Raw genomic sequence first — 21,072 nt, forward strand, 5'->3', positions numbered from 1 at the left:
GCCTTGCCTCAATAGGCGTTCACATAGGCTTCCCTAATGTGACACACAATTCCCGGAAATGCGACGGCGATGATCGCGGAAACGTCGATTCGGACGTATTCTGGATGACATGACCACGAAGTTCCATCGGCTGCTGCAGGCCCAGATCCGCAACGAGTTCACCGCCTCCCAGCAGTACGTGGCGCTGGCCGTCTGGTTCGACAGCCAGGACCTGCCCCGACTGGCCCGGCACTTCTACCGCCAGTCGCTGGAGGAGCGCAATCACGCGATGATGATCGTGCAGTACCTCATCGACCAGGACATCCCGGTGACCATTCCGGGGGTGGACGAGGTGCGCAACGAGTTCAGCGAGCCCGCCGAGTTGGTCGCGCTGGCGCTGCAGCAGGAGCGCGGCGTCACCGACGACGTCATCGCCCTGGCCAAGGTCGCCCGCGACGAGGACGACTACGCGGGCGAGCAGTTCATGCAGTGGTTCCTCAAGGAGCAGGTCGAGGAAGTCGCGCAGATGACCACGCTGCTCAACGTCGTCAAGCGCGCCGAGGGCAACCTCTTCCACGTGGAGGACTACCTCGCCCGTGAGCACGTCGGCGACGCGGGCGACGACCCGCTGGCGCCGCGTGCCGCCGGTGGCGCGGTCTGAGACCGGGAGACGAAGCGGGCGGCCCCATGAAGGGGTCGCCCGCTTCCGTCATCGATCCGCGAGCGCGGCGGGCAGGGTGAAGGTGCCGTCCGGGTTGGGCGGGAAGTCGTGCGCCGCGACGACGGCGGCCGCCGGGATCGGGCCGTACACGTGCGGGAACCACGGACCGCCCGGAACCGGCGGCGATCCCGGCTCCCAGCGCACCGCGGCGCCGACCCGCGTGGGGTCGATCTCCAGCAGCACGAGGTCCGTCCTGCCCGCGAACAGCCGGTTCGCGGGCATGTGCACGGTGCCGGGGTCGGAGCAGTGGACGAAGCCCTCGGTCGCCAGGCTCGCGGGCCGCACCTCCGGCGCGGGCCACTCGGCGCGCGGCAGGATGTGCAGGATCATCGGATCGTGATCTGCCTGCCGAGCAGGCCGTCGCGGGCCCGCCGCTCGTTACCGGTCAGCGGCTCGTCGTCCAGGGAGGCCAGCGCGGCGTCCACGCGGGCACCGAGTTCGGCGGCCGGGGCGGTCCACTCGCGAGCGTGCTGCTCCGGGTCGAGGTCCCACACCGGCACCAGCAGCCCGTGCGCCCGGAACGACCCGGCGTAGCGGGAGCCCTCGCCCAGCGTCAGCTCGCCGCGCGCGTGCAGGCGGGCCATGGCGGCCAGCAGCCGCTCCTCGGGCTCGGGCCGGACCCAGCGCAGGTGCGCCTTCTCGCCAGCGTCGACCCAGTAGGCCGCCGGGCCGATCCGCTCCGTGGGCATGATCGCCTGGTTGGCCCGCTCCAGCGACAGCGCGACGTCGCCGCTGGGCTCGCTGCCCTCCGGCAGCCACCAGCCGAAGTCGGCGTGCACCTCGACGGGCAGCTCCGCCGCGGTGTCGACGAGGTCCTGCAGCCGCTCCGGGTCGGGACCGGGGTCGGACTCCGGGCCGACCACCGGGAGCACGTCGCCCGCCTTGGCCTCGAGCAGCCAGGTCAGGGCCCTGGCCAGGTCGCGGCTGATGTCGTTGGACCGGGTCTGCACCTGCAGGCCGAGGAATGCCACGCCGTCGGCGCGGACCAGGGCGGCCGCGGCCATGGGCAGCACGGTCGCCAGGGTGACCTCGCGGTCGTCCTTGAGCGCCAGCCTGGCCGTGCCCGACGGGACGAACTCGCGCAGCGCCACCAGCTCGCACTCGAACGCCAGGCCGTCGAACGGCCGCGCGACCGGCACGTCGACCACGCCGCCGGACGAGCCGTGGCAGGCCTTGTAGCGCTTGCCGGAGCCGCAGGGGCAGGGCTGCCTCGGGTTGACGCCCGAGGAGTCGGAATCCTTGACCTTGCGCGTGTTCTTCACCGCGGATCGCCTGGACACAGGGCACTCCTCGTCGAGACCGGGACAGCTGCGCGGCCGACGCTACCGAATCAGCCCGCGCCGAGGACGGCTCGGGTGGCGGCGGGGGCGTTGGTGGCCAGCCACCGGACCCCGATGTTGGCGCACAGCATCACGTCGTCCGGCTCGTCGACGGTCCAGCAGTAGGTGGCGTGGCCGTGGTCGGCGGCCCTGGCGACGTAGTCGGGATCGCGGCGCAGCAGGCCGATGCCGGGCCCGGTGTGGTCGGCCCACGGCGGCAGCGTGCCGTCGCGCAGGGTCGGCCAGAGCTGGGTCACCAGCAGGACGGTGGGCAGCCGGGGCGCGGCGGCGCGCACCCGCCGCACGGCCAGCGTGGAGAACGACATCACCACGACCGGCGAGTCCTCCTTGGCCGCGGGCTCGGCCAGGCCGTGCCGCGCCAGCAGCGCCACCAGCTTCGTCTCGACCAGTCCGCCGTAGCGCACCGGGTGCTTGGTCTCGATGAACAGCCGCGAGCCGTGGTCCTTGGCCAGGCCGAGCAGCGCGTCGAGGGTGAGCACGCCTATCTCGCCGCCGTAGTCCAGCATCGCCAGGTCGGCGAGGGACAGGGTGCTGACGACACCGCGGGAGTTGGTGGTGCGGTCGACGCGGCGGTCGTGCACGCAGACGAGGTGGCCGTCGCGGGTCAGGCGGACGTCGCACTCCAGCGCGTCGGCCCCCTGGGCGAGCGCGAGGTCGTAGGCGGCGAGGGTGTGCTCGGCCGCGTGCGCGGACGCCCCTCGGTGGGCGACGACGGCGGGCTGCACGGGCGGAGATTAGCGTGGCCCCATGACGTTCGACCCCACCGACGCCGCCTTCATCGCCGACCCCTACCCGGTGTTCGCCCGGCTGCGGACCGTCGCGGACGTGCACGAGAACCCGGCGCTCGGCCTGCCCGTCGCGGTCTCACACGCGGCGTGCTCGGCCATCCTGCGCCACCGCGGCCTGGGTCGGGTGTGGACGGACGCGGGGCCGGTCGAGGCGTTCGCGGACTTCAACCTGCTGCACCGCAACTCGCTGCTGGAGAACGAGCCGCCCACGCACACCCGGCTGCGGCGGCTGGTGTCGGCGGCGTTCGGGCGCGGGCACACCGAGCGGCTGCGGCCGTGGGTGGAGTCGGTGGCCGGGGAGCTGGTGGCGCGCCTGGCGTCGGCGATCGCCGCCGACGGCTCGGCCGATCTGCTGGCGCACGTTGCCGGGCCGCTGCCGGTGGAGGTGATCGCCGAACTGCTGGGCGTGCCCGCCGCCGATCGCGGCCTGTTGCAGCCGTGGTCGAACGCGATCGTGAAGATGTACGAGTACGGCCTGCCCGAGGAGAGCGCGGCGGCCGCCGAGCGGGCGGCGGGCGAGTTCGTCGCCTACCTGCGCGATCTGGCCGCCCACCGCCGCCGCAACCCCGGCGATGACCTCATCACCGACCTGGTGGCGGTGCGCGACGGCTCGGACCGGCTGAGCGAGGACGAACTCGTGGCCACCGCCGTCCTGCTGCTCATGGCGGGGCACGAGGCGACGGTCAACGTGATCGGCAACGGCGTGCACGCGCTGCTGACCCAGCGCTCGGAGTGGGAGCGCCTGACACCGGAACTGCTGCCCACCGCCGTCGAGGAGCTGATCCGCTACGACGCGCCGCTGCAACTGTTCGAGCGGACCGCCGCCGAACCGGTGGAGATCGCCGGACACCGCGTCGAGCCGGGTACCAAGATCGCCGCGCTGCTGGGCGCGGCGGCCCGCGATCCCGAGGTGTTCGCCGACCCGGACCGGCTGGACATCGGCCGCACGCCGAACGCGCACCTGGGCTTCGGGGCGGGCATCCACTACTGCGTGGGCGCGCCGCTGGCCCGCGTGGAGATCGCCGCCGCCCTGCGCGCGCTCGCCGAGCGGCTGCCCGGCCTGCGGCTCGCGGGCGAGCCCGTCCGGCGGCCGGAGTTCGTCATCCGAGGCTGGGCGAGCCTGCCGGTCACCGTCGACTGAGATCTCGCCACTGCATGCAGCGGATGGGCCCGCTTCGCCGTTGAGGGGTGCAATCACAGGCGCGGATCGGAGTGGCCTATGGAGTTCGCCGAGTACGTGGTCCTGCAGCGCCCCGCGTTGATGCGGTTCGCGACAGTGCTGACCGGACAGCCGTGGCTCGCCGACGACGTGGTGAGCGACGTGCTGGGCCGGGCGTACGAGCGGTGGGACCGGATCTCGCGGCTGGCCGAGCCGCACGCCTACGTCCGCAGGATGGTCGTCAACGACTACCTGTCCTGGCGGCGTCGGCTCACGCGGACGATCCCGCGGGCCGACGTGGAGCCGCACCTGACCGGGATGGGCGACGGCGCGCAGGAGCGCGCCGAGCGGGACGCGATGATCCAGCGCCTCGCGGGACTGCCGCGCAAGCAGCGCACGGCGGTGGTGCTGCGCTACTACGCGGGCCTGCCCGACGCCGAGATCGCCGAGCAGCTCGGGTGCCGGGAGTCCACCGTGCGCAGCCAGATCGCCCGGGCCTTGGCGGCCCTGCGGATCACCATGACCAATCCCCCTCTCGTGGAGATGCGATGACCGACCTCCGTGCCCTCACCGACGCCTTCGCCGAACTGGAGCGGCGCGCCGACGCCGCCGTGCCCGCCGAGTCGCGCCTGCGTCCGTCGGAGCGGCCTCGGTCGCGGCTGATGCCGGTGGCCGCCGGTGTCGCCGTGCTGGCGGGCGTCGCGGTCGCCGCCGCGGTGCTGCTGCCGGGCCGCGCCGCCGAGCCGGTCGCCCCCGCGCAGGCCCCGACCACGACCACCACCGAGGCGCAGGCGCCCGCCCCGCTGCCGACCAGCCACGAGGAGCTGTCCGACCGGTTCCGCGCGGTGCTCGCCGGGTCCGCCACCTTCACGGTGACCGACACCGGCGCGGCGAAGACGATCACCGCCCCGGACAAGTCCGGCGGGGAGCCCGTGGTGACCGACAACGGGGCCGCCATCGTCGGCACGCTGACCGCCGGCGGCGTCACCGGCGGCTTCGACCTGGGGATGTACCGGGACGCACAGGCCGCCGACGTCGACTGGTGCGCCTCGCACGAGGCGTGCGCCGTGACCGTCCTCCCCGACGGCTCGAAGCTGACCATGGGCGAGTTCCACCACGGCGGCGCCACCCCGGAGGGCGTCACCTACATGGCCCTGCGCGTCCGCCCGGACGGCGTCGTCATCGACATGCACGTCAGCAACGCGGAGTCGCCCAAGGGCAACAGCGGTCTGCTCGGCGCGACTCCCCCGCTCACGCGCGACCAGCTGCGGGAGATCATCTCCTCCGACCTTTGGTGAACGCGGGCACGACATCGGCGGAAGCCTCGGCTTCCGCCGATTCCGCGTGCCTACCGGCGGGCGGTCGCGGGCCGCTCGCGCCTGCCCGGGTCCGGGGCGCCCGCGACGCGGATCAGCCGCAGGCGGGGAACCGCGGCCGGGTCGACCGGCACGAGCAGGCCGGTCAGCCGGGCCACCACCAGCGCCGTCATGACCGCCGTCGCGGCCGCGGCCAGGTCGGAGGCCGCCGTCAGCAGCACGCCGTCGGCCTGGGCCTGCACGCCGGAGCGGAAGCGCCACAGGATCGCCGCGGCGAACAGCACGCCGCTCAGGGTCAGCACGATCCACCACGCGCGCAGCAGCGGGGTGGGACGCGGTCGGTCGCCGGCGGGCCGGGACAGGGCCGCGTGTTCCAGCTCGGCCATCACCGCGCCCGCGACGGCCAGGTTGACGCCCGGGACCACCAGGCTGGGCAGCAGCTGCCAGTCCGGGCGGGCGGGGAGGTACCCGGCCTGCTCGCCCGCGGCGCGGCGGGCGGCGAAGGCCCACCACAGCGTCGTCGCCACGGCCCACAGGCCGCAGATCACGGCCAGCGTCGCGCTCGTCACGACCAGCGTGTCCGACAGGACGACCGTGTCCCGGTCCAGCGCGCTCGTGCGCGCCCGCACCAGCAGCGCGTACCGGAACACCTCCGCGCCCGCGGCCAGCAGCGACAGCAGCCCCAGCGTCCACAGCGCGGTCATGGCGAGAGTGGCCCGGGTGCGGACGCGGACCGGCGGCGACGGCGCGTCGCCGACGCCCGGGATCAGCGTCGGGCGGCGCCAGGCCAGCGCGGGGAAGCCCCAGCGGGGGGCCGAGCGGTAGGCGGGCGGGCCCAGGTAGCGCACCCGGCGCGGCGGGCGCGGGACGGGATAGGCGCCGGGCGGCGGGGTGGCCTCCCAGCGCAGCGGCGGCAGCGGGCGCCGCACCTAGACGACCTCGGGCGGGGCCCCGGTCTCGGCCGCCATCGGCCTGCCGCCCGCGGCCCAGGACTGCATGCCGCCCTCGACGTTGACGGCGTCCCAGCCGTTGGCGTTGAGGTAGGCCGTCACCCGGGCCGAGCGGCCGCCGGAGCGGCAGATGACGTGCAGCGGGGCGTCCGGCAGCTCGTCCAGCCTGCCCGCCAGCTCGCCCATCGGGATGTGGAGGGCGCCCGGGGCGTGCCCGGCGTCCCACTCGTCCTGCTCGCGGACGTCGAGCAGGGTGGCGTCCGACGGGATCTCCGAGGCTGCGACACCTGGCACGTTCATCACGCATCGATGCTGCCACGCCGCCCTGTAGCGCGCGGGTGAAGGGGGACGGTCGGGGCGTCCCCCTTCACGTCAGTGCGCCGCGGTGGCCTTCTCCGCGCCCACTCCGGTCAGCGCGCGGACCTCCATCTCGGCGTACTTGCCGCCGTCGCCCGGCCTGCCGAGCACGGTGCCGAGCCAGCCGAGCAGGAACGACGCCGGGATCGACACCAGGCCGGGGTTGGCCAGCGGGAAGACGGCGAAGTCGGCGTCGGGGAACATCGCCTTGGGCCCGCCGGAGACTGCCGGGGACAGCACGATCAGCAGCACGCACACCGCCAGGCCGCCGTAAATGCTCCACAACGCTCCAGTGGTGTTGAACCGCTTCCAGAACAGCGAGTACAGGATCGTGGGCAGGTTCGCCGACGCCGCCACGGCGAACGCCAGGGCGACCAGGAACGCCACGTTCTGCCCGTTGGCCGCGATGCCGCCGACGATGGCCAGCCCGCCGATCACCACCGCGGTGATCCGGGCGACGCGCACCTCGGACACCTTGTCGTCGGCCTGCCCGCGCTTGATCACGTTGGCGTAGATGTCGTGGGCGAACGACGCCGACGCGGTGATCGTCAGGCCCGCGACCACCGCCAGGATCGTGGCGAAGGCGACCGCGGCGATGAAGCCGAGCAGGACCGGCCCGCCGAGGGCCTCGGCCAGCAGCGGAGCCGCCGAGTTCGGCCCGCCGGGCGCCGCGCGGATGGCCTCCGGCCCGACCAGCGCCGCCGCGCCGTAGCCCAGCACCAGCGTGAACAGGTAGAACAGCCCGATCAGCGCGATCGCCCACACGACCGACCGACGCGCCTCCTTGGCGCTCGGGACGGTGTAGAAGCGCATGAGGATGTGCGGCAGGCCCGCCGTGCCCAGCACCAGGGCGATCGCCAGCGACAGGAAGTCCAGCTTGCTGGTCTCCGACGCGCCGTACTGCAGGCCCGGCTCCAGCACCCGCTCGCCCTGCGGGCTGGCCTCGACGGCCGCGCCGAGCAGGCTGGACAGGTTCAGCCCGTACTTCGACAGCACCCACACCGTCATCACGGCGGCGCCGGTGACGAGCAGCGCGGCCTTGATGATCTGCACCCAGGTCGTGCCCTTCATGCCGCCGATGAGCACGTACACGATCATCAGCGCGCCGACGACAGCGATGACCAGCGCCTGGCCGCCCTTGTCCTCGATGCCCAGCAGCAGCGCGACCAAGCCGCCCGCGCCCGCCATCTGCGCGAGCAGGTAGAAGAACGACACCGCCAGCGTGGACGTCGCCGCCGCGGCCCGGATCGGCCGCTGGCGCATGCGGAAGGCCAGGACGTCGCCCATCGTGTACTTGCCGGTGTTGCGCAGCAGCTCGGCGACGAGCAGCAGGGCCACGAGCCAGGCCACCAGGAAGCCGATGGAGTACAGGAAGCCGTCGTAGCCGTTGAGCGCGATCGCGCCCGCGATGCCCAGGAACGACGCGGCGGACAGGTAGTCCCCGGAGATGGCGATGCCGTTCTGCGGCCCGGTGAAGGCCCGGCCCGCGGCGTAGTAGTCGGCCGCGGTGCGCGAGTTGCGGCTGGCCCGCAGGACGACGACGAGCGTCACGGCGACGAACGCGGCGAAGATCGCGATGTTGAGCGTGGTGTTGGAGCCCTCCGCCTGGGCGAGGGGCGCCGTCTGCGCGAGGGTCATCAGGCCTCCAGGTCGGTCCGGATCCGGTCGGCCAGCGGGTCGAGTCTGCGGTCGGCGTGGCGCACGTACAGGAACGTGATGAGGAATGTGGACACGAACTGGCCGAGCCCGAGGAGCAGGCCGACGGTGATGTTGCCGACCACCCGGGTGGACATGAATTCCGGCGCGTAATCGGCGAGCAGGACGAACAGCAGGTACCAGATCAGGAACGCAGCCGTCATCGGGAAGACGAATCCGCGCAGCCTGCGCCGCAGTTCGGTGAACTCAGGCCCGGCCTGCACCCGCTCCCACTGGGATTCCTCCGAGGTGACAGTCACTTTCACATCCTTCGCGATCGGCGATGGGGCAGTCGATCGGCAACCCTAGGGGCGACCAGCGGGAACTGTATGCCTCCGATCAGGGCGAAATCGTTCAAACCGCCGGGTGATGCGCCGAGCGGCATTATCGTGAAGCGGGTCACAAATACCGCATAAGACGCCATTGGTACCGCATTCGAGTGATCACATTCTCACCCGATCGGGAATGGCGTCACTAAATGTCGATGGCGATAGCAGAGCGACCCGAACGGGTCAGCGGCGGTGTCGGCCGAGCGCGTGCCGGGCCGCGCCGCCGCCGCCCAGACCGCTCGCCCGGTCGCGGATCAGGCCGAGCCGATCAGGCGCGTGCATCCGCATCCGGATGTGCTTGGTCTCCGGTGGGATGTGCCGCTGGGTCGCCTTGCTCATCACGATCACCGCGAGGAAGGCCAGCGGCACGGTGACCAGCCCGGGCTGCTGCACGAACCACGGCGCCCAGCCGCCGGTGTAGCCGCTGACGGTGGTCAGCGCCAACGCGGTCAGCACGAGCGTGCCGCCGGTCAGCATGCCTGCCGCCGCGCCCACCCAGGTGATCTTTCGCCACCAGATACCCAGCACCAGCACCGGGCAGAACGTGGACGCGGCCAGCGCGAACGACATGCCCACGCTCAGCGAGAGGTCGGCGGGGCGCAGCAGCAGCGCCGCGACCAGCGGCAGCACGCCCGCGAGCGCGGTCGCCAGGCGGAAATCGCGCACCCGCGACTTGAACACGTCCGTCGACAGCACCCCGGCCACGCTCACCAGCAGCCCGGACGAGGTCGACAGGAACGCGGCGAACGCGCCCGCGGCGATCACCGCGCCGAGGATCTCGCCTGCGACGTTGTCCACCACCGCCATCGGCAGCTGCAACATCGCCCGGTCGGTCTGCCCGGTCACCAGCAGCTCGGGCAGGTAGATCCGCGACAGCGCGCCCATCACGGTCGGGAAGAGGTAGAACAGGCCCAGCAGCAGCATCACGTGCAGCGTGGTGCGGCGCGCGGCCTGGCCGTCGGGGTTGGTGTAGAAGCGGACGAGCACGTGCGGCAGGCCCATCGTGCCCAGGAACAGCGCGAAGATCAGCGAGTACGTGGTCAGCAGGTCGTCGGTGTCCGACGCCGGGCTGAGCCAGTCGGCGTTGTCGCCGACGGCCCCGCGCACCACCGGCACCGGGTCGCCCGCCGCGAAGGTCAGCCGGGTGCCCGCGGCCACCTGGTGCGTCCCGGGGCTCCAGTACGTCTCGCCCGCGGCGGGCATGCCGTCCACGGTGCCCTCGGCTATCAGCCGGACCGGCGCCTCGACGGAGAGCACGACGGGCGTCTCCACGCTGATCGTCGCGCCGTGGGCGAACCGCGGCGGCAGCGGCTCCGACAGCCCGGTCGCGCCCAGACCGCGCGCGCCACCGTCCCCGATGAACACAGCGCACAGCACGAACGCGGGCGCGGCGATGGCGAACAGCTTGACCCAGTACTGGAACGCCTGCACCAGCGTGATCGCGCGCATGCCGCCGCTGACCACGTTGACCGTCACCAGCACCGCGACCAGCGCGGCCCCGAGCTGGGTCGGGACGCCGGGGATGATGTGCTGCAGCGTCAGCCCCGCGCCCTGCAGCTGCGGGACCATGTAGAGCATCCCGATGAAGATCACGAAGATCGCGGCCAGCCTGCGCAGCCCGGCGGAGCGCAGCCGGAACTCGCAGAAGTCGGGCAGCGTGTACGCCCCGGACCGGCGCAGCGGCGCGGCCACGAACAGCATCAGCGCCAGGTACCCCGCGGTGAAGCCGATCGGGTACCACAGCGCGTCCGTGCCGTCCTTGAGGATGAGGCCGGCGACGCCGAGGAACGACGCCGCGGACAGGTACTCCCCCGACACCGCCGCCGCGTTGCGCCGCGAGCGCACGGTCCGGCGCGCCACCAGGAAGTCCTGTGTGGTGTTGGCCTGCCGCGAACTGCGGAACCCCAGCGAGAAGGTGGCGACGCTGATCAACGCGATGCTGCCGGTCGCCCAGTAGTTGAAGTCCATCCGCCACGTCCGCCGGGGAAGGCTACTTCTCGACCATGCCGACGAACGCCTTCTCGTGTTCCTCGGCCAGCACGTTGTACCAGTAGCCGATGCCGAACAGCAGGGGGAACGGCAGGATCCCGAGCAATAACCACGGCAGCGCCATGCCCGCGACGGTCACCTGGGACAGCGCGGGGACCAGGAAGAACAGCGCGGGCAGCACGCCGAGCACGCCGACGGCCAGCCCCGCGAGCAGGCACGCCGAGCGGATCTTGGTCCGGATGAACTCGCTGACGACCTCCTCGGCCCAGCTGGTCTGCTCCTCCAGCTCGTCGACCGTGCGCAGCAGCGTGACCGGCGCGCCGGAGTCGGCGAGGATGACCCGCTTGCGGCGCGGCCGGGCGGACGGGCCGGGCGTCGCGCCCTGGCCGTCACCCGCCGCGTGCTTGCTCACGACACCCCCTCGCCCGTCCCGCTCATCGGCCCTGGCCCCGCACCAGGCGGTCCTTCAGCTCGCGGGTGTGCCTGCGGCTGACCGGCAGCACCTTCTCCTCGTGGCCGATGACCACCGAGTAGCCGGAGCCGCCCATGCGCAGCTCGGTGATCAGGCTCAGCGGGACGAGGTAGCTGCGGTGGATGCGCACGAAGCCCGCCTTCTCCCAGCGCTCCTCCAGCTGCGCGAGCGGGATGCGCACCAGGTGCGAGCCGTCGGAGGTGTGCAGGCGGGCGTAGTCGCCCTGGGCCTCCACCCAGCGCACCGACGCGCGGGAGACGAGCTTGGTGGTGCCCGCCAGCTCGACCGGGATCACCTCGTCGTCGCGCTGCTCGGGGACGACGGCCTGCTTGCCCGCGCCGTCGCGGTCGATCTTGGCGAGGACGCGCTCGACGGCCTTGTTGATGCGGTCCTGCTCGGCGGGCTTGAGCAGGTAGTCGACCGCGCCGAGGTCGAAGGCGTTGACCGCCTCGTGGGCGTGCGCGGTCACGAAGACCAGGACCGGGGCCGGGGAGAACCCGGCCAGCACCTTGGCCAGCTCCATCCCGGTGAGGCCGGGCATGTCCAGGTCGGCGAAGACGGCGTCGACCACGGGCATGCCCGCCTGCTTGCGGGCGGCCAGCTCGCTGTCGTCGCCCGCCAGGGTCAGCAGGGCCTCGGTCGCGTCGAACGCCCTGATGACCCGGCGCACGTGCCGGTTGCCGTTGAGACGTTCCTCCAGCAGGTCCATGCCCGCAGGCTCGTCGTCGACGGCCAGAACGACGAGGCCGGAGGTGGGGTTCGCGGTACTCACGGTGATCCGCATCTTGCCGAGTGTGGACCGCGCCTGTCTACGGCCAAACCTCCGGTCCGCCCAGCGGGTGAACGATGACGACCAATCGTGACGCTGTGTTTACGGTTTCGTGGCGTCCTACAGCCCGAACCGGGACCAGGTGGCCTTCGCCTCGACCGCCTCGATCGCGGCGAGTATCCGGTCCGCAGTGGACATCCCCGGTCCGCCGACGCCGATGCGGGCCAGCAGCGGCCGCTTGGGCGCGGCGACGGCGATCTCGGCGTCCGGGTAGCGCTCGCCGATCACCGCGCGCAGCGTCCCGATGCCGTCGACCAGGCCCAGCTCCTTCGCCCTGAGCCCGGTCCAGACCTCGCCGGAGAACAGCTCGTCGTCGGTGCCGGTCAGCTTGCCGCCGCGGCGCTGGCGCACCCAGCCCACGAACTGCTCGTGCAACTGGCCCTGCAGGTCCTTGAGCCAGGCGATGTCCTCGGGGTTCTCCGGCTGGAACGGGTCGAGGCGGACCTTGCGCGTGCCCGCGGTGTGCACCCGCCGCTCGACGCCGTAGCGCTCCAGCAGCCCGGCCAGCCCGAACCCCGCCGAGACCACGCCGATGGACCCGACCATCGACGAGCTGTGCGCGTAGATCTCGTCGCCCGCGCACGCCAGCCAGTACCCGCCGGACGCGGCGACGTCCTCGCAGAAGGCCAGCACGGGCACGCCCCGCTTGTCGGCCAGCTCCCTGATCCGCTCGGCGACCATCGCCGACTGCGTGGGGGCGCCGCCGGGGGAGTTGACCGCCAGCGCGACGGCGACCAGGCGGTCGTGGTCGAAGGCCCGGGTCAGCGGCGTCTCCGCGGTGGTCGCGTTGATCACCCCTCGGGCGGCGAGCGGGGTCGGCGTCGGGCTGATGACCCCGTGCAGCCGCACGACGGCGACGACGGGTCCGCGGTCGGACCGGTCGCCGATGCGGGGCAGGCGGGCAACCAACTTCTCCGTCACGCTCGCACGCTCGCTCATACCGACCCACATTACGTCGGGCCGCGTGAACGCGGTGTCTCAGCGGATCGCGGTCTGCGGGCCGGTGTGCTCGGCGTCCTGGACGGCGAAGGGCGTCTCCCCGATGCTGACGCCGGGGAAGAACTTCGGCACCCGCACGGTGATCTTGGTGCCCTGCCCGGGGGCGGTGTCGACCATGAGCGCGTGCGTGTCGCCGAAGATCTGGCGCATCCGCTGGTTGATGTTGCCGACGCCGACGTGCGAGCCGGTCTTGTGGGCGTCGCGCAGGTCGCGCTGCAGCCGCTCGGCGTCCATGCCGACGCCGTCGTCCTCGATGGTGATCAGCGCCTCGGAGCCGTTGTCGTCGGCGAACACGCTCACCGTGCCGCCGCCGGGCTTCTTGGCGATGCCGTGCCGCACGGCGTTCTCCACCAGCGGCTGCAGCACCAGGAACGGCACGACGACGGACTGCACCTCCGGCGCGATCCGGAACCGCACGCTCAGCCGGTCGCCGTAGCGGGCGCACTCGATGGTCAGGTAGCGCTCGACGTTGGCCAGCTCGTCGGCCAGCGTCGCGTACATGCCGGAGGTGCGGAACGAGTAGCGGGTGAAGTCGGCGAAGTCCTGCAGCAGCTCGCGCGCCTGCTCGGGGTCGGAGCGGATCAAGGCGGAGATCGTGTTCAGGGCGTTGTAGATGAAGTGCGGGGAGATCTGCGCGCGCAGCGCCCGGATCTCGGCCTGGACCAGCTGCTGCTTCTGCTCGTCGAGCTTGGCCAGCTCCAGCTGCACCTGCAGGAAGGTCGCCACCTCGTCGGCCGCGCGGATCAGCCGCCTGCTGTCGACGCCGCCGACCAGGATCAGCGCGCCCTCGATCTGGCCGTCGACGATCAGCGGGACGATCACCGCCGCGCGCATCGGGCAGCTCCCGCGGTTGCGGCACTGCAGGTTCTCGTGCTTCACGTGCGCCCGCGTGCCGTGCTGCACGACCTCCATGATCGCCGCGGACAGGTCCTCGTAGTGGTCGTTGGCCTGCCCGTCCCACGACATCAGCCTGCCGTCGGCGTCGCACACGCCCACGGCGACGTTGTTCAGCAGCTCCAGCAGGTGCTTGCTCGCCTGGTCGGCGGCCTGCTCGGTCAGCCCGCCGCGCAGGCCGGGGGCGGCCTTGGACAGCCGCTGGACGGCGTCGAGCACGGCGTCCTGCACGGAGCCGGACTTGCGGGGTCTGCACAGCACCACGAACAGGCCCAGGACGAGCAGCGTGGCGGCCACGCCGATGAAGGCGCGCTCGGTCAGCAGTTCGGCCACGTGGTCATGCTCCCGTTCCGCCCCGGGTGTGACAAGGCCAGGCTATTTGAGCAACCGGGACATCCGTCGGTCGGCCAGCGGCTTTCCGCCGGTCTGGCACTTCGGGCAGTACTGGAACGACTTGTCGGCGAACGACACCTCGCGCACGGTGTCCCCGCAGACCGGGCAGGGCAGACCGGTGCGGGCGTGCACCCGCAGGCCGGAGCGCTTCTCCCCCTTGAGCCGGGCGGCGGCCTGGCCGACCGACCGCTCGACCGCGCTGGTCAACACGCCGCGCATAGCCTCGTAGAGCTCGTCGATCGCGGCATCGTCGAGCCTCCCCGCCGTCGCGTAGGGCGACAGCCGGGCGGTGTGCAGGATCTCGTCGCTGTAGGCGTTGCCGATGCCCGCCATGACGCGCTGGCTGGTGAGCACCGTCTTCAGCCGCTCGGAGCGGCCGCTGAGCAGCTCGGCGAACTCGTCGCGGGTCAGGCCCATGACGTCCGGGCCGAGGGTGGCGATCTGCTCGATCGACGCCGGGTCCTCGGTGATCCACACGGCAAGGCCCTTCTTCGTGCCCGCCTCCGTCAGGTCGAACCCGGGCCCCTCGCCGGGCGGGCCCAGGTGCACGCGCAGCGCGAGCGGGCCCTTGCCGGGCTTCGGCGGGGCCGCCGAGAGGGTGTCCGACCAGCGCAGCCAGCCCGCCCTGGCCAGGTGCACGACGAGGTGGACGCCGTCGCAGTCCAGGTCGAGGTACTTGCCCTGCCTGCCCGCCCCGGTGACGGTGCGCCCGTGCAGCGCCGTCCACGGCGGCGACGCGGTCTTGAGCACGCTCAGCGAGGCGACGTCGACGCGCGCGACGGTGCGTTCCACGGCGTGTTCGCGCAGGTGGTGGGCGAGGGCTTCGACCTCGGGCAGCTCGGGCACGCGACCAGTCTCACCCGAGATCGCCGGTCTGTCACTCGACGGGCTTGAGCACGCTCTCCCAGCCGGGCATCGCGTCGCGCTGGAGGTTCTTGGCGATCTGCGCGATCTCGCCGCGGGCGTTGAAGTAGCCGCGGACCGTGCCGACCCAGCGCTCGACGGGCTCGCCGTCGCCGTCGTCGCCGGTCTCGGCGGTGAGCGTCCACGGCCTGCGCAGCGCCCAGCGGGCGGGGAAGAACAGGGCGACGAGCAGCAGGAGCAGCACCAGCCAGCCGGGGACGACGACGTCGGCGGGCATCCAGGTGACCAGCACGATGGCCAGCACGGCGATCAGGACGAGCATGAAGACCCCGGGCAGGTAGCCCGCCGCCACATCGTGCTCGAAGTCGTCCTCGGTGGCGGGGGTCCGCCATTCGAGCGTGCCGTCCAGGGTCCAGAGCCTGCCGTTCGCGTCGCGTACCTGGCGCGTCATGTTCAGCCCTTCGGCGCGGTAACCGGAACACCACTATCCGTGACACCGAAAGGCCACGTTACCCCCTCGGCGGCGGTCTGCCACCGATTGTCGCACCGAGGAGTTACTTGATCAACGTGGCGCGGGCGCGGACGTGCTCATCAGCTGGGCGTCCGACGTGGGCCGCATGCTGGTGTAAGCCGTCGTCGTCGTGGCCACGGTCGTCTGGTCGGCCGTGTTCACCCGGGTGTGCTTGGTCGTGAGCGTGTAGACCTCGCGGTCGTCGTAGATCCGCCACGTCCGGTGGGTGGAGGTGTACTCGTAGACGACCGGCAGGCTCTCGTCGTAGGGCTCGGTCTCGGACCGGGCGCCGAGGGCGGGCGTGCCCGAGGTGGTGCCGCCCGCGGCGAGGGGCGGGACGTCGGAGGACGAGGACGACCGGGCGACGCCCTCCCGCCGGGTGGCGGGCGAGTCGGTGGTCGTCACGTCCGCGGCGGGGACGTCGACGGCGATCGTGTCCGTGCGCTGCTGCGGGAGCCGCTGGCCGGTCGTCGGGACGATCGCGGGCGCGGTGGGGGCGGAGCTGTCGTCGGTGAGGACGATGCCCTCGTCGGCGTCGAGGTCGTCGAAGGCCAGCGGACCCGAGTCCGACTCGCCCCAGGGCAGCAGGGCCAGCCCGAGCGCGCCGACGGCCGCCGCGCCCGCCAGCGCCACCTGGGTCTTCGCGCCCGCGAGGAAGCCCTTGACCTGCTGCCAGAGGCCGATGCCCGCGACGGGGACGACGAGGTGGGCGGCGTGGGCGCGCAGTCCGGAGCAGACGTCGCGGAGTTCGTCGTACATCGAGGTGCAGGACGGGCAGACGGACAGGTGCGTGCTGACCCGGTGCCGCTCGGCGCCCTTGATCGCGCCCGCGGTGTAGGCGCCCAGCTTCTCCAGCACCGGGCGGCAGCCGATCGGCCGCGTCTCGGTGGTGAGGTGGGCCTGCAAGTAGGCAGCGCGCAGCCCCTGCCGCGCGCGGCGGGCGAGCGCTGCGGTGGCGTTCGGGCTGAGCCCGAACTTGCCCGCGACCACGGCGGGCCGCTCGCCCTCGACCTCGACCTTCCACAGCACGCTGCGCCAGCGCTCGGGCAGGCTCGTGAACGCCCGGGTGATCAGGTTGCGCTCGGTGGACTGCCCGGTGTTGTCCGGGTCCGCGCCCACCCGCACGTCCAGCTCCTCGTCGGAGACCGGCACGTCCCGCCGGCGCCCGTTCCACTCCCAGGCGACGCGGCGGGCGACGATCAGCAGGTAGCCCCGCACATTGTCGACCGGCCCGGAGCCGCGGCGGATGGCCTGCAGGACCCGGAAGAACGCCTCGGCGACCAGGTCCTCCGCCTCGGCGCGGTCGGAGACCAGCCCCAGCGCCATCCGCCGGACGGCGTCGCAGTGGCGGGAGAACAACTCGCCGAAGGCGGCGTCCTCACCGGCCCGCAGCCGCGCCAGCAGGGCGCTGTCCTGCGGACATCCGGTGGTCCCCGGCTCCTCGGCGGGCCGGTCGCTCCAACTCATCCGGCCCGGTACCTCCTCGCACGCCGCCCCGTGGCAATCCCGAACAACATGCCACATTCGGGTGACCCACGACCCATAACCGTGAATAACGGTAAGGGATCACCGACGATCGACCTCACCCGATCGGACTAGTGAGCGCTCCCACAGCAGGAGGGACCCACCACCCCGAAGGGACGCCACCGGCACCCCCGCGTCACGACCGGTTCGACAGCGGTTATAGTTCTCCTCGCTACGCGGACGTAGCGCAGCTGGTAGCGCATCACCTTGCCAAGGTGAGGGTCGCGGGTTCGAATCCCGTCGTCCGCTCCACCCGATGGCCGGACCTGACACAGGTCCGGCCATCGGCGTTCACGGCCGAGGTGCGGCAGGCCCGGCCCTACGAAGCGCCCCACTCGCCGACGAAGAAGTACTCCACCTGACGGCTGGCCGCCGCGTCCGCCAACCCGACGCCTTCGGTCATCGACACCAGCTTGTGCACGCACCTCACCAGTCGGTAGAGGTCCACCCCCACCAGACCGTCAAGCCCGCGGATGATCACTGCCACGCCCGGCTTGTCGTGCTCGCACAGAAGGTCCCACAGCCGATCCTCGAAGGCCGCCCAGCTACCCGCGCCCAGCTCGTTGAACTCGAGAAGGCGGGTCAGCTCGACCAGCAGGTCCTCCTCCACCGTCTCCGGATCGGCGCGGACATCCGCCTCGATCACCTTGAACCCCATGCGGGCGACGGTCGCCGTCAGTTCCGCCTCCCTTCGCCGATCGACGAAGTACGGCCGCGGCCTCAGCCAGGGCAACTCAAGCCCCACGTCCAACCACACCGGGATGCCTGACGAGCGCTCGGACCGAGCAGGGCGATCAGCATCCACAGTCCGCTCCTCGGATTTGCACGAAAAGAATAGGGTCGTACTCGTACCGCCAGACATCACCACCTGGATCGGGGAACACGGCCAACTGGCCCGCCGGCGCACTCGAAGGTCGCCCCGTCGTAGGCACCGCTGTGGTCTGGGGTGTGGTGCTTCCGCACCTCGGTGACCCGGCCGTGCGCTTCGACCAGCGACGGGTGTGCGGTCCCCCGTGCGGCGGGGTGAATGCGGCTACACGCGAAAAGCTGACTCCACGGCCTCGTCGACATCGGCACGGTCCCCATCACCCGCCATGAGGGCGCGGGCCTCGGTGATGACCCGCCTGCCCGCGGGGCTTTCCGGGTCCGGGAGTGGCAGGCGGGAGACGTACTGGGTGATCCAGCGGCGGCGGCCCGCGTAGAGGCGGTTGCCGCAGACCTCGTCGTAGAAGCGGACGCCGAAGGGGGAGTTGGCGACGCCGAGGATGAGGTGGGCGACGTCCTCGCCGGTGTCGGTGACGCTGATCCAGTAGCAGTCGCCGTTGACGATGGCGCCGGTGCGGTCGAGGGTGAAGCGGGGCTCGGGGCTGATGTCGGGGAACACGATCTTGGGCTCGCGCCAGCGGGCCGGGCGGTGGGGGACCCAGATCTCGAACCACGCGCGGCCTGCTTTGCGCAGGTAGGCGCGGCCCTCGAGGCGGTCGCGGTGGGCGGCGAGGTAGGCGGCGGCGCGCGGGTAGTCGGCGAGGTCGACCACCTGGCGGCTCGGGCGGTCGAGGTACGGGTAGAGGACCCGCAGCGTCGGCGGCGCGGGCGGGGTCCAGGCCTGGAGGTCGCCGTGGCAGAGCAGGGGGCGCAGGAGTTCGTCCTCCGGCCGGTGCTCGACGGTGTCCCAGTCGGCGATGAAGACGCTGTCGGCGGTCGTCTTGATGCCGACGCGGATGTTGGCTACATCGCCGACCGTGCGCCAGGTCCGTTCGGCGATCCGGCTGCGGCGGTCGTCTCTATCCGGTGTGGACAGTCTCCAGTTGTCGAACGTGCCTACCGAAACCGCGAACCGCCGCCCTTGAACCGCGACGACACTGTCACGTTCCGCTTGCAGCGCGGCGAAAAGGTCACTTCCGTCAGCAGGTGAGTCCGTTGTGTACGCCGTGGCGTACCGGGCAGGCGCGCTCGCTTCCCCCTTCACCGCCACCACCACGGCAGGCAGGACCGCAGCGGTGAACAACCGCGTGTCCCCGAGATCGAACACCTCGCGCACGGTCAGATCGCGCGTCAGCACCGTGCGCACGTTCTCCCCCGCGCGCGTGCTGAGAAAACGGTTGGAGCACAACAGGGCTAGCACGCCACCGTCGTCGAGCAGACCGGGTGCCACGGCGACGAACGGGTGCGCCAGGTCGACCCGGCCGCGCAGCCCGAACCGCTTGACCAGCTCGGCCGCCCGCCCGTCCAGCAACTGCGTCCGCACATACGGCGGATTGGTCACCACCAGGTCGAACCGCTCGGGCGGCGGGCTCTCCAGGAAGTCCTTGTGGGCGATGGCCGCGTTCGGCAGACGCCGCTGGGCGGTGGCGACGGCGGTCTCGTCCACGTCGTACCCGGTGAGGACGGCGTCCGGCGCGAGCGCGGCGACCGCGGCCAGCAGCTCCCCGTCCCCGCACGCCGGGTCCAGCACGCGCAGCGGCCGGTCGGGGGCGGCCGCCAGCGCGCGCTCGGCGACGAACGCCGCCAGCGCGGGCGGGGTGTAGTGCAGTCCGTGCCGCTTGCGGTCCACCGCCGCATCGGATCACGGCGTCCCGTGCGCGTCCAGTCGCCCCGCCCGCACGGCGGCGGCCAGCTCGGCGTGGTCGGCCTCGGTGCGGTCGGCGTACTCCACCGCGTATCCGCCGATGGCCTCGTCCAGCGCGGGGCCGCAGTAGCCGGAGAGCAGGCGCGGGTCGACCGAGCGGGTGTGCGCGCGGGCCAGCAGGGCGCCCGCGAACCGGCCGTAGTCGTCGAGGTGATCGGCGGCGAGCGTCGTCGCGTCGATCTCGCCCTTGCGGTTGCGGAACTGGCGGACGATGAAGTGCCTGCCGTCGACGGTCGTCCAGCCCAGCAGGATGTCGCTCTCGGCCTGCACCAGCCGCGCGCCGTGCACGATCCGCTTGCCCTCGTGCTTGGCCCGGTGCCCGACGTACGGCGCCAGCGCGGACGGCCGCGCCTCCTTGACCTGGAGCACCAGCGCCTCGTCGCCGTTGCCGTGCATGAGGACCAGGTAGTTGCGCAGCCCCACGCTGCCGGTGCCGACGACGCGGAACGCCACGTCGGACACCCCGTAGCGCATGATCAGGTTCCGCCGCGACTCGCGGAGGGTGTCGACGTAGTCCGGGAGCCCGTCGACGACGGCCTGCCACGTGCCGGGCGTCACCTCGGTGAGCACCGGCGGGTCCGGGACGAACCGCCAGCGCTCGTCCTCGCCGCGCTGGGTCCACCGCGCGGCGACCTTGGCGCTGGTGTTCTTGCGGGCCTTCTTCGCGGCCTTGGCGAAATCGTCGGTGAGCGCGTCGGCGTCAACCCTGCTGAGCACCGACTCGTCGCCGAGCGCGGTCCACGACTCCAGGAAGGGCAGCTCGGCGAGGTGGTCGATGGTCCTGCGGTAGGACTTGACGACGTCCTCGGCCGCGGTCCGGCACGCCTTCTCCTCGACCCCGCCCGCGCGCCCGGCGAGGACGATGCTGGTGGCCAGCCGCTTGAGGTCCCACTCCCACGGGCCCGGCACGGTCTCGTCGAAGTCGTTCACGTCCATCACGATCCGCCCCTCGGGCGTGCCGTACAGCCCGAAGTTGGCAGCGTGCGCGTCCCCGCACAGCTGCGCGTCGACACCGCTGCGCACACCGGCGGCGAGGTCGGCGGCCATCAGCCCGGCGCTCCCCCGGAAGAACGCGAACGGCGAGGCGAGCATCCGCCCCACCCGCAGCGGCACCAACCCGGGGATGCGCCCCTCGTTCGACGCGTGCATGAAGTCGACGACGGACGGCCGGTCAGCGGCGAGCAGCACCTTCCGGTGCGCGTCGAGCCCGACGGCCTCCCGCAGGGCCCGACCGCGGCCGAAGACCTCCTCCGGCTCCACCCACCGACCCAACTGCCTGGCGACCCGTCTGTCCATAAGCGCGCATCATGCGCGCTGGGCAGGCGTGATCCAAG

At 72.3% G+C, this 21,072-nt stretch carries 22 protein-coding genes and 1 tRNA gene; 5 read left to right on the forward strand and 18 right to left on the reverse strand.

The window, feature by feature from the left end:
* Positions 1-109 precede the first annotated feature (109 nt).
* A complete protein-coding gene (locus IEY98_RS04295; RefSeq protein WP_189208934.1) occupies positions 110-640 on the forward strand; it encodes a ferritin in 531 nt (176 codons plus the stop codon).
* A gap of 48 nt (positions 641-688) precedes the next feature.
* Here IEY98_RS04295 and IEY98_RS04300 read toward each other — a convergent pair whose 3' ends face one another.
* Genes IEY98_RS04300 through IEY98_RS04310 form a run of 3 tightly spaced genes read right to left on the reverse strand, consistent with a single transcriptional unit; the run spans position 689 to position 2,765 of the window.
* On the reverse strand, positions 689-1,030 hold the full coding sequence (locus IEY98_RS04300) for a DUF952 domain-containing protein (protein WP_189208935.1): 342 nt from the start codon (positions 1,028-1,030) through the stop codon (positions 689-691).
* Positions 1,027-1,980, reverse strand: a complete 954-nt coding sequence (locus tag IEY98_RS04305) for a DUF5926 family protein (protein ID WP_189208936.1) — start codon at positions 1,978-1,980, stop codon at positions 1,027-1,029. Before IEY98_RS04305 ends, IEY98_RS04300 begins: the two co-directional genes overlap by 4 nt.
* A gap of 50 nt (positions 1,981-2,030) precedes the next feature.
* Positions 2,031-2,765: a glycerophosphodiester phosphodiesterase gene (locus IEY98_RS04310; RefSeq protein ID WP_189208937.1), complete on the reverse strand. Its 735-nt coding sequence runs from the start codon at positions 2,763-2,765 to the stop codon at positions 2,031-2,033.
* A 22-nt stretch (positions 2,766-2,787) separates the two neighbouring features.
* On the opposite strand from IEY98_RS04310, the gene IEY98_RS04315 reads away from it, so the two are divergent.
* The 3 genes from IEY98_RS04315 to IEY98_RS04325 all read left to right on the forward strand — a co-directional run bounded on the left by IEY98_RS04315 (position 2,788) and on the right by IEY98_RS04325 (position 5,285).
* Entirely contained in the window at positions 2,788-3,969 is a 1,182-nt protein-coding gene (locus IEY98_RS04315) for a cytochrome P450 (protein ID WP_189208938.1), read from the forward strand.
* A 78-nt stretch (positions 3,970-4,047) separates the two neighbouring features.
* Entirely contained in the window at positions 4,048-4,539 is a 492-nt protein-coding gene (locus IEY98_RS04320; protein ID WP_189208939.1) for a SigE family RNA polymerase sigma factor, read from the forward strand.
* The gene (locus tag IEY98_RS04325) at positions 4,536-5,285 is read left to right on the forward strand and encodes a hypothetical protein (RefSeq protein ID WP_189208940.1); all 750 of its coding nucleotides are present in this window, start codon (positions 4,536-4,538) and stop codon (positions 5,283-5,285) included. The genes IEY98_RS04320 and IEY98_RS04325 overlap by 4 nt, the downstream gene beginning before the upstream one ends.
* Before the next feature lie 50 nt (positions 5,286-5,335).
* On the opposite strand, the gene IEY98_RS04330 is transcribed toward IEY98_RS04325, so the two are convergent.
* From IEY98_RS04330 to IEY98_RS32405, 12 genes are all read right to left on the reverse strand, one after another.
* Entirely contained in the window at positions 5,336-6,232 is an 897-nt protein-coding gene (locus IEY98_RS04330; RefSeq protein ID WP_189208941.1) for a DUF4328 domain-containing protein, read from the reverse strand.
* A complete protein-coding gene (locus IEY98_RS04335; protein WP_189208942.1) occupies positions 6,233-6,553 on the reverse strand; it encodes a rhodanese-like domain-containing protein in 321 nt (106 codons plus the stop codon). It abuts the gene before it with no gap.
* 72 nt (positions 6,554-6,625) lie between these two features.
* Positions 6,626-8,248 (reverse strand): monocarboxylic acid transporter, encoded by a 1,623-nt coding sequence (locus tag IEY98_RS04340; protein WP_189208943.1) that lies wholly within the window; start codon positions 8,246-8,248, stop codon positions 6,626-6,628.
* Positions 8,248-8,565: a DUF485 domain-containing protein gene (locus IEY98_RS04345; protein ID WP_229786569.1), complete on the reverse strand. Its 318-nt coding sequence runs from the start codon at positions 8,563-8,565 to the stop codon at positions 8,248-8,250. The genes IEY98_RS04340 and IEY98_RS04345 overlap by 1 nt, the downstream gene beginning before the upstream one ends.
* A gap of 252 nt (positions 8,566-8,817) precedes the next feature.
* Positions 8,818-10,602, reverse strand: coding sequence for a sodium/solute symporter (locus IEY98_RS04350; protein WP_189208945.1), 1,785 nt, complete (start codon positions 10,600-10,602; stop codon positions 8,818-8,820).
* 22 nt (positions 10,603-10,624) lie between these two features.
* On the reverse strand, positions 10,625-11,035 hold the full coding sequence (locus tag IEY98_RS04355) for a hypothetical protein (RefSeq protein ID WP_189208946.1): 411 nt from the start codon (positions 11,033-11,035) through the stop codon (positions 10,625-10,627).
* Between the two features lie 22 nt (positions 11,036-11,057).
* Entirely contained in the window at positions 11,058-11,879 is an 822-nt protein-coding gene (locus tag IEY98_RS04360; protein ID WP_189208947.1) for a LytR/AlgR family response regulator transcription factor, read from the reverse strand.
* A 105-nt stretch (positions 11,880-11,984) separates the two neighbouring features.
* Positions 11,985-12,863 carry a S49 family peptidase gene (locus IEY98_RS04365; RefSeq protein ID WP_189208948.1) on the reverse strand — a complete coding sequence of 293 codons (879 nt, stop codon included), beginning with the start codon at positions 12,861-12,863 and terminating at the stop codon, positions 11,985-11,987.
* Between the two features lie 39 nt (positions 12,864-12,902).
* Complete coding sequence (locus IEY98_RS04370; protein WP_189208949.1) at positions 12,903-14,150, reverse strand: sensor histidine kinase; 1,248 nt, start codon at positions 14,148-14,150, stop codon at positions 12,903-12,905.
* A gap of 42 nt (positions 14,151-14,192) precedes the next feature.
* The gene (locus tag IEY98_RS04375) at positions 14,193-15,056 is read right to left on the reverse strand and encodes an Fpg/Nei family DNA glycosylase (protein WP_189208950.1); all 864 of its coding nucleotides are present in this window, start codon (positions 15,054-15,056) and stop codon (positions 14,193-14,195) included.
* Positions 15,057-15,087: 31 nt separating this feature from the next.
* Positions 15,088-15,525: a DUF983 domain-containing protein gene (locus tag IEY98_RS04380; protein WP_189208951.1), complete on the reverse strand. Its 438-nt coding sequence runs from the start codon at positions 15,523-15,525 to the stop codon at positions 15,088-15,090.
* 111 nt (positions 15,526-15,636) lie between these two features.
* Positions 15,637-17,052 carry a sigma-70 family RNA polymerase sigma factor gene (locus IEY98_RS32405; protein ID WP_229786570.1) on the reverse strand — a complete coding sequence of 472 codons (1,416 nt, stop codon included), beginning with the start codon at positions 17,050-17,052 and terminating at the stop codon, positions 15,637-15,639.
* A gap of 233 nt (positions 17,053-17,285) precedes the next feature.
* Here IEY98_RS32405 and IEY98_RS04390 point away from each other — a divergent pair.
* Positions 17,286-17,361, forward strand: a tRNA-Gly gene (locus IEY98_RS04390).
* A 67-nt stretch (positions 17,362-17,428) separates the two neighbouring features.
* On the opposite strand, the gene IEY98_RS04395 is transcribed toward IEY98_RS04390, so the two are convergent.
* The 3 genes from IEY98_RS04395 to IEY98_RS04405 form a co-directional block, all read right to left on the reverse strand.
* Entirely contained in the window at positions 17,429-17,914 is a 486-nt protein-coding gene (locus tag IEY98_RS04395) for a hypothetical protein (RefSeq protein ID WP_189208952.1), read from the reverse strand.
* A 228-nt stretch (positions 17,915-18,142) separates the two neighbouring features.
* Positions 18,143-19,663, reverse strand: a complete 1,521-nt coding sequence (locus IEY98_RS04400; RefSeq protein ID WP_189208953.1) for an Eco57I restriction-modification methylase domain-containing protein — start codon at positions 19,661-19,663, stop codon at positions 18,143-18,145.
* Between the two features lie 12 nt (positions 19,664-19,675).
* Positions 19,676-21,034, reverse strand: coding sequence for a DUF2252 domain-containing protein (locus IEY98_RS04405; RefSeq protein WP_189208954.1), 1,359 nt, complete (start codon positions 21,032-21,034; stop codon positions 19,676-19,678).
* Between the last annotated feature and the right edge of the window lie 38 nt (positions 21,035-21,072).

It is taken from the genome of Actinokineospora fastidiosa (assembly GCF_014648415.1).
Classification (GTDB): Bacteria; Actinomycetota; Actinomycetes; order Mycobacteriales; family Pseudonocardiaceae; genus Actinokineospora; species Actinokineospora fastidiosa.